A 15,192-nucleotide genomic window follows, 5' to 3' on the forward strand; every position below is an offset into this window, starting at 1 on the left:
CGGAGTACGCGGCCGATCCGCAGGCGTACTACGCGTACATGCGGCACTACGGACCGAGCGCGCCCGTCGAGATCGCGCCCGGCGTCGACGCGACCCTCGTCACCGACCACGCCGCCGCGCTGAAGCTGCTGCAGGACCCCGGCAACTTCCGCAAGGACGCACGCCGTTGGCGAGACGTCGCCGAGGGCAAGGTCGGCCCGGAAAGCCCTGTCGTCCCGATGCTGGGCTACCGTCCCAACGCGATGTTCACCGACGGCGCCGAGCACGCGCGGCTCCGGCAGGCGATCACCGACAGCCTGGCCAAGGTCGACTCCCGCCGGATCAGCGACATGACCAAGCGGGCCTCCGACTACCTCCTCTCCCAGGTCTCCGGCCGCGGCTCCATCGACCTGATGAACGACTACGTCAAGCAGTTGCCGCTGCTCGTGTTCAACGAGCTCTTCGGCTGCCCGGCGGACATCGGCGACCGGGTCGTCTTCGGCATCTCCGGAGTCTTCGAGGGCGTCAACGCCGAGAAGGCCAACCAGGTGCTGGGCCAGGCCGTGTTCGAGCTGGTGGCCCTCAAGCGTGCCCGGCCGGCCGACGACGTCACCTCGTATCTGATGCGGCACGAGGCGCGCCTGACCGACGAGGAGCTGGTCCACCAGCTGATCCTGCTCCTCGGTGCGGGCGCCGAGCCGCTGCGCAACCTCATCGGCAACACCCTGCACCGGCTGCTCCTGCACGACCGGTACGCCGACGGCGGGCTGATCGAGGAGGCCATCGACGACACGCTGTGGGAGAACCCGCCCATGGCGAACTACGCGCCGCACTACCCCGCGGCCGACATGGAGTTCGGCGGTACCGAGCTGCGGGCGGGCGATCTCGTCCTGGTCAGCATGACGGCCGCCAACACCGACCCGGCACTCGTGGCGGCCGGTCAGACCGGCGGCAGGCGGGCCCACCTGTCCTGGAGCGCCGGCCCGCACGCCTGCCCCTCCAAGGAACTCGCCCGGCTCGTCACCATGGTGGCTATCGAGAACCTGCTGAACCGCCTGCACGACATCGAGCTGGCGGTCCCCGAGGACAGCCTGACCTGGCGTCCGGGCCCCTTCCACCGCGCACTGGCCGCGCTTCCCTGCCGCTTCACCCCGCAGGTCGTCCAGCGCCCGGTCCCGCCCCGCGCGACGGAACCGTCCGCGCACGAGGAGAACGCCCCGGCGGGCCGCAAGGCGGAGCGTGGCGTGTGGGGCTCCTTCCTGCAGTGGTTGAAGGGGTGACGCAGACAACAGTCTGCGACGGCTGGTACTGCATGAGTGTTCAACCAAAGGGGTAGTAACGCGGCGGCATTCGTGGTGACCATTGAACAAAGGGAGGTGTCGTGGACCACATATCCATCGACGCCGCTTCTGCTCGACATCCGGATCTGATCCGCCGCTCCCTGCGAGACATCGACTTACACCGCGCGGAGACCAGGGGCGTGACCCGCCACCAGTCGCCGCGACACGAGATACCCGCCCAGGCCGGCGGGTATCTTTCTGTGTCTCCGCACACCCTCCGCCGCCGGGGGACAACGGCCGCGCCCGCGTACTCCGAGCAGCGGCGGGAGACGTGGTGAGCCCCCTCGGATCCGGCTCCGGGGACGCCCCCGGGAACCGGACGCTCGGCGCTCTGGTGTCCGGCCAACTGCTGCGGCTGTGCGAGGCGTCGGGGCTCGGCAGCGGCGACGCGCGGAACTACGCGCGTCTACTGACCGATTCGCTGGGGGCGGTGGCCGAACGGCCCCTGAACCTGCCGCCCCCGTCCCTCAGTTTCCTGTCCGACGACTCCACCCCGGTGGAGTTCTCGCTCTCCCTCACGCCGGACGCGCACCCGGCGATCAGGGTGCTGCTGGAACCGGGATGCGGGGCCGGCGGTCTGCGGGACAACGGCCTCGAAGGTCTGCGCGCCGTCCGTGCGATGGCACGGCGCTGGGGTTTCGCCACCGACCAACTCGACGTGCTGGAGGACCTGTTCCTCCCCACCGACCCGCAGGGCCTCCTGGCGCTGTGGATCGCGCTGGAGCTGCGTCCCGGTGGCATCCCCAAGATCAAGGTGTATCTGAACCCGTCGGCGTCCGGCGAGGAACGGGCCGCCGAGACGGTGCGGACGGCCCTGGACCGGCTGGGCCACCGGCACGCCTTCGACGTGCTGCCGCCGGCCGACGGCTACCCGTTCTTCGCGCTCGACCTGGGGGACTGGGCGGCCCCCCGCGTGAAGATCTACACCGCTCACCGCGACCTGGCGGTGAGGGACGTCGGCGGGCTGTGCCGGATGGAATCCGGCCCCGACCGTACGACGTTGGAGGAGTTCCTGCGCACGGCGGGCGGCTTCGAGGAGGGAAGGGACGGCTACCGGGCCCGGCCGGAGGCCCGGTTCGACCGGCGGCCCGTCCTGTCCTGCCATTCCTTCACCCGGACGACCGGAGGGCCCACCGGCTTCACCCTCCATGTCCCGGTCAGGGACTACGCCCGCGACGACGCGGAGGCACTGCGCCGGGCCGGGGCCGTCCTCGGCCGCCACGGGATCGACCCCGGCGCGCTCGACCGGCCGCTGGCCGCCGTCACCGGACGCCCGCTGACGGACGGGGTGGGGCTCGTCGCGTACGTGGCCCTCGCCCACGAGCAGCGCAAACCGGCCCGGGTGACCGCGTACATCTCCTCGGAGGCCTACGCCGTCCGCCCGCCGAACGGCCGCCCGTACAACGATCACGAACCATTCAGCACCACGTCAGGAGCAAGAACCCCTATGGAGCCCTACCGCATCAAGGTCGTCGAGCCCATCGCGCTCACCACGCGGGAACAGCGCGAGGCGGCGCTGGAACGGGTGCACTACAACCTCTTCGACCTGCGCGCCGAGGAGGTGACCATCGACCTGCTCAGCGACTCGGGCACCGGCGCCATCTCGGCCGCTCAGCTGGCCGCGGGCATGGAGGGCGACGAGTCGTACGCGGGCTCGCGCTCCTTCTACCGCTTCCACGAGACCGTGACGGAACTGACCGGCTACCAGCACATCCTGCCCGCACATCAGGGGCGCGCCGCCGAACGCATCCTGTTCAACACCCTCCTGGAGCCGGGCGGCATCGTCCTGGCCAACACCCACTTCGACACGACCCGGGCCAACGTCGAGCTTTCCGGGTGTCAGGCCCATGACATCCCGTGCGCGGAGGCCCGTGACCTGGACAGCGAAGTGTCCTTCAAGGGCAACATCGACCTGGACAGACTCCGGCGGACGCTGGAGGGCCCGGACGGTTCCCGGGTCCGAGTGGTGATCATGACGATCACCAACAACGGCGGCGGAGGCCAGCCGGTCTCCATGGAGAACCTGAAACAGACCGCCGAGATCTGCCGTCGGCACGGCGTCCCGATGATCCTGGACGCCGCCAGGTTCGCCGAGAACGCCTGGCTGGTGACCCGTCACGAGGAGGCCTACCGAGGGCACACCCCGCGCCAGGTCGCCGAAGAAGCGTTCCGTCTCGCCGACGGCTGTGTGATGAGTGCCAAGAAGGACGGCATCGTCCACATCGGCGGCTTCATCGGGCTCAACGACCCCGAACTCGCCGAGAAGTGCGAACGTCTCCTCATCGCCACCGAGGGCTTCGCCACCTACGGAGGTCTCGCCGGCCGCGACCTCGACATGATGGCCACCGGCCTGCTGGAGGTCACCGAGCCCGCCTACCTCGCCGAGCGCGCCGACGTCGCCTCCCATCTCGCCGACCGCGTCCGCGCGGCGGGCGTCGACCTGCTCGAACCCCCGGGCCTGCACGCCCTCTACCTCAACGCGGGCCGTCTGCTCCCGCACATACCGCCCCACCACTACCCGGGTCACGCTCTCGCCTGCCGCCTCTACCTCGAAGGCGGCATCCGCTCGGCCGAGCTCGGTTCCCTCTACCTCGGCGAGGAGGACGAGGACGGCAACCCCATCAAGAGCGCCCCGTACGAACTGGTCCGGCTCGCGCTCCCGCGCCGGGTCTACACCCGCAGCCACTACGACCACGTCGGCAGGACCCTGGAACGCATCGCCAAGGAGAGCGAGTCCGTCCACGGCTACCGCATCGTCGAGCAGTCCCCGATCCTGCGGCACTTCCGCGCCAAACTGCAGCCGGTGACCGGCTGAGCCGACGAATGGTCGCCCCGCGCCCGTGCGGGGCGACCATTCGTCGGGCCACCAGGCGTCAGGCGTCGTAGATGTGGAAACCGCGTCCGCTCTTGCGGCCGAGGTGGCCGGCGGCCACCATGCGGCGCAGGAGGGCCGGAGGCGCGTACAGCGGCTCCTTGAACTCCTCGTACATCGATTCCGCGACGGACTGCGCCGTGTCGAGGCCGATGAGGTCGAGCAGGCGCAACGGCCCCATGGGGTGGGCGCATCCGAGTTCCATGCCCCGGTCGATGTCCTCCGGCCGCGCGGCACCCGACTCCACCATCCGTACCGCGCTGAGCAGGTACGGCACCAGGAGGGCGTTGACCACGAAGCCGGAGCGGTCGGGCGCCTGGATGGCCTGTTTCCCCAACTGCTCGGCCAGGCCGCGGGTGCGCCGCACGGTGTCCGCGCCTGTGGTGAGGGCGGGGATGAGCTCGACCAACCGCTGTACGGGCACGGGGTTGAAGAAGTGCATGCCGATGACCTGCGCGGGTCGCTGGGTGACGACGGCGAGATCGACGACGGGGATCGAGGAGGTGTTGGTGGCCAGGACCGCCGTGGGGTCCTCGACCACTTTGTCCAGGGCGCGCAGGACGTCGGCCTTGATGTCGCGGTTCTCGGCGACGGCCTCGACGACGAACTGACGGTCGGCCAGGTCGCCGAGGTCATGGGTGAAGGAGAGCCGGGCGAGGGCCTGCTCACGCTGCTCCTCGCCGAGCTTGCCCCGCCGTACGCCTCGGTCCAGGGACGCGGTGAGTCGGCGGCGGCCTGCCACAACCGCGTCCGGTGTGGCCTCGGCCACACGGACGTCGATGCCGCGGCGGGCGGCGATTTCGGCGATGCCGGAGCCCATGAGGCCGCAGCCCACGACGCCGAGCCGGGTGACGGGATCCATCTGAGGTCCTCTCTGATGAGCCGCTACGCGGTCCACGGGCTGGATCACACGTTGCGGCGGTACTGGCCGCCGACCTCGAAGAAAGCCTCGGTGATCTGCTGGAGTGAGCAGACCCTGGCGGCGTCCATGAGGACGGCGAAGACGTTGCGGCCGTCCATGGCCGCGTCCTTGAGAGCGGTCAGGGCCGTGTGGGCGTCGTCGCGATGGCGGGACTGACAGGTGCGCACGCGTCGCAGCTGGGACTGCTTCTCGTCCTCGGTCGCGCGCGCCAGCTCGATGGCACCCGGCCCGGCCGTGTCGGCGTGGGCGTTGCGGAAGGTGTTGACGCCGATGACGGGCAGGCTGCCGTCGTGCTTGCGCTGCTCGTAGAGCATCGACTCGTCCTGGATACGGCCCCTCTGGTAGCCGGTCTCCATGGCACCGAGGACACCGCCGCGCTCGCTGATCCGCTCGAACTCCACGAGTACGGCTTCCTCGACCAGGTCGGTGAGCTCGTCGATGACGAACGACCCCTGCAGCGGGTTCTCGTTCATGGCCAGGCCCCACTCCCGGTTGATGATCAGCTGGATGGCCAGGGCCCTGCGGACCGAGTCCTCGGTGGGGGTGGTGACCGCCTCGTCGTAGGCGTTGGTGTGCAGGCTGTTGCAGTTGTCGTAGATCGCGATGAGCGCCTGCAGCGTCGTGCGGATGTCGTTGAAGTTCATCTCCTGGGCGTGCAAGGAGCGGCCGGAGGTCTGCACGTGGTACTTCAGCTTCTGGGAGCGCTCGTTGGCCCCGTACTTGTCCCTCATCGCGACGGCCCAGACACGGCGGGCGACCCGGCCGAGGACGGAGTACTCGGGGTCCATGCCGTTGGAGAAGAAGAACGACAGGTTCGGGGCGAAGTCGTCGACGTGCATGCCGCGGGCGAGGTAGGCCTCGACGTAGGTGAACCCGTTGGCCAGGGTGAACGCCAGCTGGCTGATGGGGTTCGCCCCGGCTTCGGCGATGTGGTAGCCGGAGATCGACACCGAGTAGAAGTTGCGGACCCGGTTCGTGATGAACCACTCCTGGATGTCGGCCATCATCCGCAGCGAGAACTCGGTGGAGAACAGGCAGGTGTTCTGGCCCTGGTCCTCCTTGAGGATGTCGGCCTGTACCGTGCCGCGGACGTTCGCCAGCGCGTGCGCGCGCAGTTCGGCCGCCTCGTCCGGCGACGGATCGCGGCCCTCGGCGGCGCGGAACCTGTCGGTCTGCTGGTCGACGACGGTGTTGAGGAAGAACGCCAGGATGGTCGGCGCGGGTCCGTTGATGGTCATGGAGACCGAGGTGGTCGGAGCGACGAGGTCGAAGCCGTCGTAGAGGGCCTTCATGTCGTCCAGCGTGGCCACCGACACACCGGAGGTGCCGACCTTGCCGTAGATGTCGGGACGTTCGTCCGGGTCGCGGCCGTAGAGCGTCACCGAGTCGAAGGCGGTCGACAGCCGGGTGGCCGGCTGCCCCTCGGAGAGCAGCTTGAACCGGCGGTTGGTGCGGAACGGATCGCCCTCGCCGGCGAACATCCGCGCCGGGTCCTCGCCGTCGCGCTTGAAGGGGAACACCCCGGCCGTGAAGGGGAAGTGGCCCGGCAGGTTCTCCCGGCGCCAGAACCGCACCAGTTCGCCGTGGTCGGTGTACCGGGGCAGGGCGATGCGAGGGACCTTGTTCCCCGACAGGGACTCGCGGGTCAGCCGGGTGCGGATCTCCTTGTCCCGGACCTTCACCACCTGCTCGTCGCCGGAGTAGGAGGCGATGACGGCGGGCCAGGCGCCGATCTGCTCCCTGACGTCGTGCGGGAGCCGCTTGACGGCGTCGTCGAGCAGCGCCCGGACGTTCCCCGCGTCGCAGCCCGCCTCGACGAGCTCGGCCTCGACCGCCTCCAGTCGCTGCACCCGCCGGGCCGCCGCGGCCAGCTTCCCGGTGTCCGCGTGGTACGTGCGGACGGTGTCGGTGATCTCGGCGAGATAGCGCACCCGGTCGGCCGGAACCACCTGGCGGATGCCCGAGGAGTGGCGCACGTCGACCGGTGCCAACGCGCCCTCGGACAGCGGCAACCCCTTCCCGGCCAGCTCGGTCCGCAGGTGCTGGTAGAGGGCGGTGACGCCGTCGTCGTTGAAGGTCGCCGCCGAGGTGCCGTACACCGGCATGTCCTCGGGCCGCTTGTCGAACGCCTCCCGGTTGCGGACCAGCTGGCGGCCGACATCGCGCAGGGCGTCCTTGGCGCCGCGCCGCTCGAACTTGTTGATCGCCACGACGTCGGCGAAGTCGAGCATGTCGATCTTCTCCAGCTGCGAGGCGGCACCGAACTCCGGTGTCATCACGTAGAGCGAGGTGTCCACGAACGGCACGATCGCCGCGTCGCCCTGGCCGATGCCCGGCGTCTCGACGATCACCAGGTCGAACCCGGCGGCCTTCACGACGTCGATCACGTCGGACAGGTGCTCGGGCAGCTCGTGGCTGCCGCGGGTGGCCAGGCTCCGGAAGAACACCCGGTCCCCGTCCAGGGAGTTCATCCGGATCCGGTCGCCGAGCAGCGCGCCGCCGCCACGGCGACGGGTCGGGTCGACCGCGATCACCGCGGTCCGCAGCTTGTCCCGCTGGTCGACGCGGAAGCGGCGCACCAACTCGTCGGTCAGTGAGGACTTGCCCGAGCCGCCGGTACCGGTGATGCCCAGCACCGGTACGACCCGGGACCCGGCGGCGGCTCGCACCCGCTCCAGGAAGTCGGGCGGCAGCTTGCCCAGTTCGGCGCCGGTGATGGCGCGGGCGATCGCGAACCGGTCACCGGCGAGCACGGCGGCCGCGTCGGCCGGCCGGTCGTCCCAGAGGTCGAAGTCGCAGTCCCGCACCACCGAGTTGACCATCCCGGCCAGGCCCATCCGCTGCCCGTCCTCCGGGGAGAAGATGGTCACCCCGCTCCCGCGCAGGCGGGCGATCTCGGCGGGCACGATGACACCGCCTCCGCCGCCCACCACCCGGATGTGCCCCGCCCCCTGCGCACGCAGCGACTCGACCAGGTACTCGAAGTACTCGACGTGCCCGCCCTGGTAGGAGGAGACCGCCACACCGTGCGCGTCCTCCTCCAGTGCCGCGTCCACGACCTCGCGCACCGACCGGTTGTGTCCGAGGTGGATCACCTCGGCGCCCTGGGACTGGAAGATCCGCCGCATGATGTTGATCGAGGCGTCGTGCCCGTCGAACAGAGCCGAAGCGGTGACCAGGCGGACGGGGTGCACAGGTCGATGCTGATCGCTCATGAGGGCCTTCCCGGGCAGGGTGGGGTGCGGCAGGACGAGGAACGGTACGAAGAAATACTAGGACGTCCTAGTAAAATGCCGGAGGTGATCGCTGTCACAGATCGAGGACGAGCCGGGGCCCGCACGAGCGGGAGACGCAGATGAACATGGTGTCCCCGGCGGCCCGCTCCTCCTCGGTCAGCAGCGCGTCGCGGTGGTCGGGCGTGCCGTCGAGCACGTCGGTCTCGCACGTGCCGCAGGTGCCTTCCCGGCAGGAGAAGTCGACCGCGACGCCGGCCTCCTCCAGGGTTTCGAGCACCGAGCGGTCCGGGGGCACGATGAGGGTGAGCCCGGAACGGGCGAGTTCCAGCTCGAACGCCGCGGCCGGGGCGGCTTCGTCCGCCGGTGCCGACGGGGCGAACCGTTCGACGCCCAGTGCGCCGGGCGGCCAGCCCGCGCACCGCTCCCGCACCGCCCGCAGCAGGGGCTCGGGACCGCAGGCGTGCACGAGGGTGTTCTCCTCGGGCTCGCCGAGGTGGGCGGCGAGATCCAGCAGACCGTATTCGTCCTGCGGACGGATGAGGACGCGGTCCCCGTACGGGGCGAGGCGGTCCAGGAACGCCATCGAGGTGCGGGTACGGCCGCCGTACAGCAGACGCCAGTCGGCCCCCGCGGCCTCCGCGGCCTCGACCATGGGGAGGATGGGCGTGATGCCGACGCCGCCGGCGATGAACAGATGGCGTGCGGCGGGCCGCAGCGGGAAGTTGTTCCGTGGTCCGCGGACCCGCACGGAGTCGCCTTCCCGCAGGTGGTCGTGGATGTACGCGGAGCCGCCGCGGCCCCGCGGCTCGCGCAGCACGGCGATCTGCCACGCCCCGCGTTCGGCCGGGTGTCCGCACAGGGAGTACTGACGGATCAGACCGCCGTGGCCGTCACCGTCACCGCGCTTGCTGAACTCGCCGTTCTCGCTGTTTCCGCTGTTCAGGAATACGTCGATATGGGCGCCCGGCGTCCAGGAGGCCAGCGGACCGCCGTCGGGGCGGCGAAGGGTGAGGCAGACCACGCCGTCGGCGGCGATGGTGCGGCTCGCCACGACGAGGGTCGTGTCGATCGGGGGCAGTGGGTCGTTCATGGGGTCGGCTCCGGGGCTCAGGCGGGTGTCGGTACGTGCAGCAACAGCGCGTCGCCCTGGCCGCCGCCCCCGCACAGGGCCGCCGCTCCGCTGCCGCCTCCGCGCCTGCGCAGTTGCGCCGCGAGAGTCAGCACCAGCCGGGCCCCGGTCATGCCGACCGGGTGCCCGAGCGCGATCGCTCCGCCGCCCACGTTCACCTTGTCCAGGGGGATGTCCAGCTCCCGCAGCGACGCCAGGGCCACTCCCGCGAACGCCTCGTTGATCTCGAACAGGTCCAGGTCGGCGGCCTTCAGCCGACCGTCCCGGGACAGGGCGTCGCGGACCGCGCCGGCCGGCTGGACCAGGAGCGAGGGATCCGGGCCCGCGACCGTGCCGTAGGCGCCGATCTCGGCGAGTGGCGTCAGGCCCTCCCACCGGGCGCGTTCCGCGCTCATCACGACGACGGCGGCGGCGCCGTCGGAGAGCTGGGACGAGTTGCCCGCGGTGATGGTGCCCGCGCCGGAGAAGGCCGGCCGCAGGCGTCCGAGCCCCTCGGTGGTGGTTCCGGGCCGTACGCCCTCGTCGGTGTCCACCACCGTCTCTCCCCGGCGTCCGGCCACGACGACCGGGGTGATCTCCTCGGACAACGCGCCCGACTCCTGGGCGAGGGCGGCTCTTCGGTGGGACCGCGCGCTGTACTCGTCCTGCTCCTCGCGGGTCAGGGCGAACGGCTGCTGGTGGCGCTCGGTGGCCGCACCCATGGAGACGCCGTCGAAGGCGCAGACGAGGGCGTCGCGGTCGAGGGCGTCCTCCGCCGCGGTCGAACCGTGTCTCCAGCCGGTGCGGGCTCCGCGCAGCAGGTGCGGGGCGCCGGACATGGACTCCATGCCGCCGGCGACGACGACCTCATGACGTCCGGAAGTGATCATGAGATCGGCCAGGGCGATGGCGTGCAGACCGGACAGACAGAGCTTGTTGACGGTGCTCGCGGGGACGGAGAACGGGATGCCGGCGCGGACCGCGGCCTGCCGGGCCGGGTTGGGGCCGGCCCCGGCCTGCACGACATGGCCCATGACGACCGCCTCGACGGCCGCCGGATCCAGATGGGCGGCGGCCAGGGCCGCGCCGATGGCGTGGGCGCCGAGGTCGACCGCTGACAGGTGGCTCAGGGTGCCCATCAGCTTGCCGATGGGTGTCCTCGTTCCGGCGACGATGACGGATCCGGGCATGGCCGGGACCTCCTTGGGTGATTCAGCGGGATCCGGCGGCCGCGTCGACGGCGCGCTCGGTGATCAGGTGGGCCGTCTCGTTCACCGAGTGCAGGACGAGCCTCCCGCCCGGCATCCGCCGCACCCGGCTGATCGAGGTGTAGCCGGGGTGGAACCAGAACATCGTGGGCAGGCCGAGCATCGTCGCGAGATACGTGTTGATGATTCCGCCGTGGCACACGGCCGCGACCCGCTCGCCGGGCTGCGCGTCGAGGACGGTGTCCATGGCGCGTACGGCACGCGCGCGGAAGGCGTCCCAGTCCAGGTCCGGCACGAAGTCCTCGTACCGTCCCTCGGCGAGCGCCACCGACCGGGGGTCGTCCCGCTGTATCTGCTCGGGCGGCGTGTAGGGGTGCGAGACGTCGGTGTCCCATTCCCGCAGGTCGTCCAGGACGGTGGCGGTCATCCCGGTGAGCCGTTCCAGGGGCGCCACGGTCTCGCGGGCACGCCGGAACGGGCTGGAGTAGAGGGCGTCGATGTGCTCGTGCGCCAGCCAGGCGGCGACGCGCTCGGCCTGGGCCGTGCCCTCCGGCGACAGCCCCGGGTCGAACACGCCCGCCAACGGGAGGCCGTGCCGGACGAGGAGGAGTTCGGTCATGGGTGATCCTTCGAGCGAGGGAAGGCGGACAGGCCGGGAGGCGGGGAGGGCGGGAAGTACGACCGTGCCGGGGCGCTCAGCAGGCGTGCTCAGCCGGCGATGGTCCGTTCCGAGCCCCAGTAGGGGCGGCGCATCGCGCGTTTGTCGAGCTTGCCCATCGCGTTGCGCACGAGCTCGGGCACGAACTCGTAGGTCTTCGGGCACTTGTAGGCGGCGAGGCGTGCGCGGCAGAACAGGTCCAGCTCGGCGGGCGGCGGCTGGTCGGCCGCCGCCACGACCAGGGCCCGCAGGGACTCACCGAAGTCCGGGTCGGGCACGCCGATGACCGCGGCCTCGGCGACCGCCGGGTGCTGCCGCAGCACGGCCTCGCTCTCCGCCGGGTAGAGGTTGACCCCGCCGGAGACCACGACGTCCGCGGCGCGGTCGGTGATGAAGATGTAGCCGTCCGCGTCGACGAAGCCGATGTCGCCGAGTGTGAAGACACCGGGGGAGAGGTAGGCGGACCTGGTCTTGTCCGGGTCCGCGTGGTAGCGGACGCCCTGCTCCTCGGGCGCACGGAAGGCGAGCAGCCCGTGCTCGCCGGGCGGCAGTTCCCGGCCGTCGTCACCGGTGACCAGCACCTCGAACGGGGGCCGCACGCGTCCGACGGATCCCGGGTGGGCCAGCCACTCGGCGCTGCTGATGCGGGCCACGGTTCCCGCCTCGCTGGCACCGTACGACTCCGTCAGCACCGGACCGAACCAGTCGATCATGGCTCGCTTCACGTCCGGTGGACACGCGGAGCCGGTGTGGGAGACCTGCCGGAGGCTGGAGACGTCGTACCGGGCGCGGACCTCGTCCGGAAGGGCCAGCAGCCGTTGGAAGTGGGTGGGCACCATCACCGTCGAGGAGACCCGCCACCCCCGCACCCTGTGGAGAAACGCCTCCGCGCCGAACCTGCCCAGGACGACCACCGGCTGCCCCGCCGCCAGGTGCCGCAGCGAGGTCAGCGGCGCGTTGTGCTGCAGGGGGCCGCACACCAGGTGCGGTCCCGGAGGGAACCCGGGCCGGGCGGACATCGCGGCGAGATAGGCGGAGGAGTCGGCGACCGGGCCGCTCACCCAGCGCACCTCGGTGCCGCGCGCCCGACCGGTGGTGCCCGAGGTGTAGACGAGCGGAGGACGTGCGGGCCGGTCCGTGGGAAGGGTGCGTCCGGCGGGTGCGGCCGCCAGCCACAGGTCCCAGTCGAAGGCGTGCCCGATCGCCGTGGTCCCGTGCGTCACCAGCGGCAGGCCCAGTTCCCGGGCCGCGTCGAGGGCGGCGCCCGCGCCGGCGGGTCCGGCGATGATGCCGGTCACGCCCGCGTCGATGATCTGGTCGACGAGCTCCCCCGACGTGAGGTTCCGGGACGTGGCCACGGTCCCGACCCCGGCCCGCAGGCCGGCGAGATGGGCCACCAGCGTGGGGATCGCGTTGTCGCCGAGGACGGCGATCCGGTCGTCGGGGCCGGGCGCGAACTCCAGCAGCCGTGCCGCCGCTCGCGCGACCTGGTCGGCGAGTGCGGACCAGCACAGCACGTTCAGGTCGTCCGCGAGGGCGGGCTCGTCCGGTGTCTCCTGGGCGCGACGGTCGAGTGGCAGCAGCGACATGGCTCCTCCGGCGGCTCCTCGGTCCTCTCCCGATTCGAGGGGAGGACGGATGCCGAGACTGTAGCGTTTATCAAGAAAGTGCGGAACACTCTGGTCCCAGAAGGAGCCATTACCGCACGTTCCAAAGGTGCGTGCGACGCGCGCTCCGCTCCCTCTTACTCAATCTTTCGTCTGGTAAGTGCCCGAGGAGGAGCCATGTCACAGCCTGATCCGGACGCATGGCGCACACAGGTCCGGCAGTGGCTGGCCACCGTGCTCGAACCGGCCCGGACGCCGCAGTCCGCCGGGGCGGCCGCCGACCTGGCCGTGTTCCACAACCTCCCGGAGGACGAGGAACGCCTGCTGCTGGAACGCTGCCGCGCCTACCAGCGGGCCCGCTTCGACGCCGGCTACCAGGCGCTGACCCTCCCCACGGACAAGGGTGGCGCGGGCCTGACCGCCGCCCACGTGGCGGCCTTCGCCCAGGAGGAGTCCGCCTTCGACGTGCCGCCGTCCACCGAGCTGATCAGCGTCACCGTGCGCCTGGTCGCGATGGCCGTCTCCCTGTTCGGCACGGCCGGGCAACGCGACCACTACGCACGCGCGTTCCTGCGCACCGACCTGCTGGCCTGCCAGCTCTTCAGCGAGCCCGCCGCCGGATCCGATCTCGCCGCCCTGCGCACCCGCGCCCGGCAGGAAGGCGACGACTGGGTGGTCGACGGGCAGAAGGTGTGGACCTCGGGCGCCCAGTTCGCCGACTACGGTCTGCTGCTCGCCCGCACCGACCCGGACGTCGTCAAGCAGGCCGGCATCACCGCCTTCCTGGTCCCGATGGACGCGCCCGGTGTGGAGGTGCGTCCCATCCGTCAGATGAGTGGCGGCGCCTCCTTCAACGAGGTCTTCCTGACCGGCGTACGCGTCCCGGACCGGCTCCGGATAGGGCGCCCGGGCCAGGGCTGGGAGGTCGCCACCGCCACTCTTGCCCATGAGCGGACCGCCTCCGGCAGCGGCAACCGCCGCAAGGGCGGCACTTTTCCGGACGTCCTCGCCCTTGCCCGCTCCCTCGGCCGCACCGGGGACCCGCTGGTTCGCCAGCGCCTCGCCGACCTGTACATACGTACCGCCCTGAGAGCGGCCACCGTCGAGCGGGTCGCCAGGACGAGCGCCGCCGGCGGCCGGCCGGGCCCGGAGGCGTCGTTGACCAAACTCATGGCATCCGAGCTCATGACCCGCACGGGACAGGTCGCCGCCGAGCTGATGGGAGCACGGATCAGCGCCGACACCGGGGAACCGGGCACCTTCGCCTGGACCCAGCATCTCCTCGGTGCCCCCGGCTACCGGCTGGCCGGAGGCACCGACCAGATCCAGCGCAACCTGATCGGCGAGCGCGTGCTGAAGCTGCCGCCGGAGCCGCGGGCGGACCGGGCGCCCTTCTCGCAGCTGCCCGGTGACTGAGGGGCCGGTCCTGGTGCCTGCGGGACCGGGCCGCGTTCTGGCAATCACGAAGGTTCTGCCAATCACGAAGGAGTGACATCGATGGATCTGGGACTGACGGGCGCGAAGGCGCTGGTGACCGGGGCGAGCCGGGGGATCGGCCGGGCTGTGGCAGCCACCCTGGCGGCCGAGGGATGCTCGCTGGCGCTGTGCGCCCGCGGTGAGGAGGGGCTGGCCAAGGCCGCCGCCGAGCTGCGGGCCGAGGGGGCCACCGTGTTCGCGGAAGCGGTGGATGTCACCGACCCGGCGGCCCTCGCGGACTTCGTGGAGCGGTCCGCCGCCGAACTCGGCGGCCTGGACCTGCTGGTGTCCAACGTGTCGGCGGGCAACGTGAAGGGCCCCGAGTCGTGGGAGGCCAGCCTGCGCGGCGACCTGATCCCGTTCGCGGGACTCGTCGAGGCGGCCCTGCCGCACCTGGAGGCCTCCGACCGGGCCGCGGTCGTGGCCATCGGCACCACCAACGCCTCCGACACCGCGCGTCCGGCCGGAGCGAACTCCTACTCCGCGCTCAAGGCCGCCGTCGTCCAGCACGCCTCGGCCCTCGCGCACGCCCTCGCTCCGAAGGGCATCCGCGTCAACACCGTCTCGCCCGGCCCCATCGACTTCCCCGGCGGCGCCTGGGAGACCATCCGCACCAGCCGCCCCGAGGTCTACGAGGAGGTACTCGCCAAGCTGCCGATCGGCCGTTACGGCACCGCGGAGGACGTGGCCGCGGCAGTGGCCTTCCTGCTCGGGCGGAGCGGCTCCTTCTGCGTCGGGGTCAACCTCGTGGTGGACGGCGGGCTGCTCACCCGCGTCCAGTACTGA

General features: G+C 71.3%; 10 protein-coding genes. 4 read left to right on the top strand and 6 right to left on the bottom strand.

Going from position 1 to position 15,192, the window contains the following annotated elements; translation table 11 throughout:
- Positions 1 to 38 precede the first annotated feature (38 nt).
- Both E4N62_RS47195 and E4N62_RS47200 read left to right on the top strand, forming a co-directional pair.
- Positions 39 to 1,259 (top strand): cytochrome P450, encoded by a 1,221-nt coding sequence (locus E4N62_RS47195; RefSeq protein ID WP_230224632.1) that lies wholly within the window; start codon positions 39 to 41, stop codon positions 1,257 to 1,259.
- Positions 1,260 to 1,593: 334 nt separating this feature from the next.
- The gene (locus E4N62_RS47200; RefSeq protein WP_230224633.1) at positions 1,594 to 4,134 is read left to right on the top strand and encodes a tryptophanase; all 2,541 of its coding nucleotides are present in this window, start codon (positions 1,594 to 1,596) and stop codon (positions 4,132 to 4,134) included.
- Positions 4,135 to 4,192: 58 nt separating this feature from the next.
- On the opposite strand, the gene E4N62_RS47205 is transcribed toward E4N62_RS47200, so the two are convergent.
- The 6 genes from E4N62_RS47205 to E4N62_RS47230 all read right to left on the bottom strand — a co-directional run bounded on the left by E4N62_RS47205 (position 4,193) and on the right by E4N62_RS47230 (position 12,912).
- Positions 4,193 to 5,053: a 3-hydroxybutyryl-CoA dehydrogenase gene (locus tag E4N62_RS47205; protein ID WP_230224634.1), complete on the bottom strand. Its 861-nt coding sequence runs from the start codon at positions 5,051 to 5,053 to the stop codon at positions 4,193 to 4,195.
- A gap of 44 nt (positions 5,054 to 5,097) precedes the next feature.
- Complete coding sequence (icmF, locus tag E4N62_RS47210; protein WP_230224635.1) at positions 5,098 to 8,328, bottom strand: fused isobutyryl-CoA mutase/GTPase IcmF; 3,231 nt, start codon at positions 8,326 to 8,328, stop codon at positions 5,098 to 5,100.
- Between the two features lie 94 nt (positions 8,329 to 8,422).
- The gene (locus E4N62_RS47215; protein WP_230224636.1) at positions 8,423 to 9,439 is read right to left on the bottom strand and encodes a PDR/VanB family oxidoreductase; all 1,017 of its coding nucleotides are present in this window, start codon (positions 9,437 to 9,439) and stop codon (positions 8,423 to 8,425) included.
- A 17-nt stretch (positions 9,440 to 9,456) separates the two neighbouring features.
- On the bottom strand, positions 9,457 to 10,647 hold the full coding sequence (locus tag E4N62_RS47220) for an acetyl-CoA C-acyltransferase (RefSeq protein ID WP_230224637.1): 1,191 nt from the start codon (positions 10,645 to 10,647) through the stop codon (positions 9,457 to 9,459).
- Positions 10,648 to 10,669: 22 nt separating this feature from the next.
- Positions 10,670 to 11,284: a histidine phosphatase family protein gene (locus E4N62_RS47225; RefSeq protein WP_230224638.1), complete on the bottom strand. Its 615-nt coding sequence runs from the start codon at positions 11,282 to 11,284 to the stop codon at positions 10,670 to 10,672.
- A gap of 89 nt (positions 11,285 to 11,373) precedes the next feature.
- Positions 11,374 to 12,912 carry an AMP-binding protein gene (locus tag E4N62_RS47230; protein ID WP_230224639.1) on the bottom strand — a complete coding sequence of 513 codons (1,539 nt, stop codon included), beginning with the start codon at positions 12,910 to 12,912 and terminating at the stop codon, positions 11,374 to 11,376.
- Between the two features lie 195 nt (positions 12,913 to 13,107).
- Between E4N62_RS47230 and E4N62_RS47235 the strand changes: the two genes are divergently transcribed.
- Together E4N62_RS47235 and E4N62_RS47240 are read left to right on the top strand one after the other, a co-directional pair.
- Complete coding sequence (locus E4N62_RS47235; protein WP_230224640.1) at positions 13,108 to 14,346, top strand: acyl-CoA dehydrogenase family protein; 1,239 nt, start codon at positions 13,108 to 13,110, stop codon at positions 14,344 to 14,346.
- Between the two features lie 81 nt (positions 14,347 to 14,427).
- Complete coding sequence (locus tag E4N62_RS47240; protein WP_230224641.1) at positions 14,428 to 15,192, top strand: SDR family NAD(P)-dependent oxidoreductase; 765 nt, start codon at positions 14,428 to 14,430, stop codon at positions 15,190 to 15,192.

This window comes from Streptomyces sp. MNU76, from assembly GCF_020982545.1.
Lineage (GTDB): Bacteria > Actinomycetota > Actinomycetes > Streptomycetales > Streptomycetaceae > Streptomyces.

Excerpts from the sequence above, each read along its gene's own strand:
- E4N62_RS47205 (WP_230224634.1), bottom strand. The coding sequence starts at position 5,053 with ATGGATCCCGTCACCCGGCTCGGCGTCGTGGGCTGCGGCCTCATGGGC.
- E4N62_RS47195 (WP_230224632.1), top strand. The coding sequence starts at position 39 with ATGCGGCACTACGGACCGAGCGCGCCCGTCGAGATCGCGCCCGGCGTC.
- E4N62_RS47225 (WP_230224638.1), bottom strand. The coding sequence starts at position 11,284 with ATGACCGAACTCCTCCTCGTCCGGCACGGCCTCCCGTTGGCGGGCGTG.
- E4N62_RS47235 (WP_230224640.1), top strand. The coding sequence starts at position 13,108 with ATGTCACAGCCTGATCCGGACGCATGGCGCACACAGGTCCGGCAGTGG.
- icmF (WP_230224635.1), bottom strand. The coding sequence starts at position 8,328 with ATGAGCGATCAGCATCGACCTGTGCACCCCGTCCGCCTGGTCACCGCT.
- E4N62_RS47215 (WP_230224636.1), bottom strand. The coding sequence starts at position 9,439 with ATGAACGACCCACTGCCCCCGATCGACACGACCCTCGTCGTGGCGAGC.
- E4N62_RS47240 (WP_230224641.1), top strand. The coding sequence starts at position 14,428 with ATGGATCTGGGACTGACGGGCGCGAAGGCGCTGGTGACCGGGGCGAGC.
- E4N62_RS47220 (WP_230224637.1), bottom strand. The coding sequence starts at position 10,647 with ATGCCCGGATCCGTCATCGTCGCCGGAACGAGGACACCCATCGGCAAG.
- E4N62_RS47230 (WP_230224639.1), bottom strand. The coding sequence starts at position 12,912 with ATGTCGCTGCTGCCACTCGACCGTCGCGCCCAGGAGACACCGGACGAG.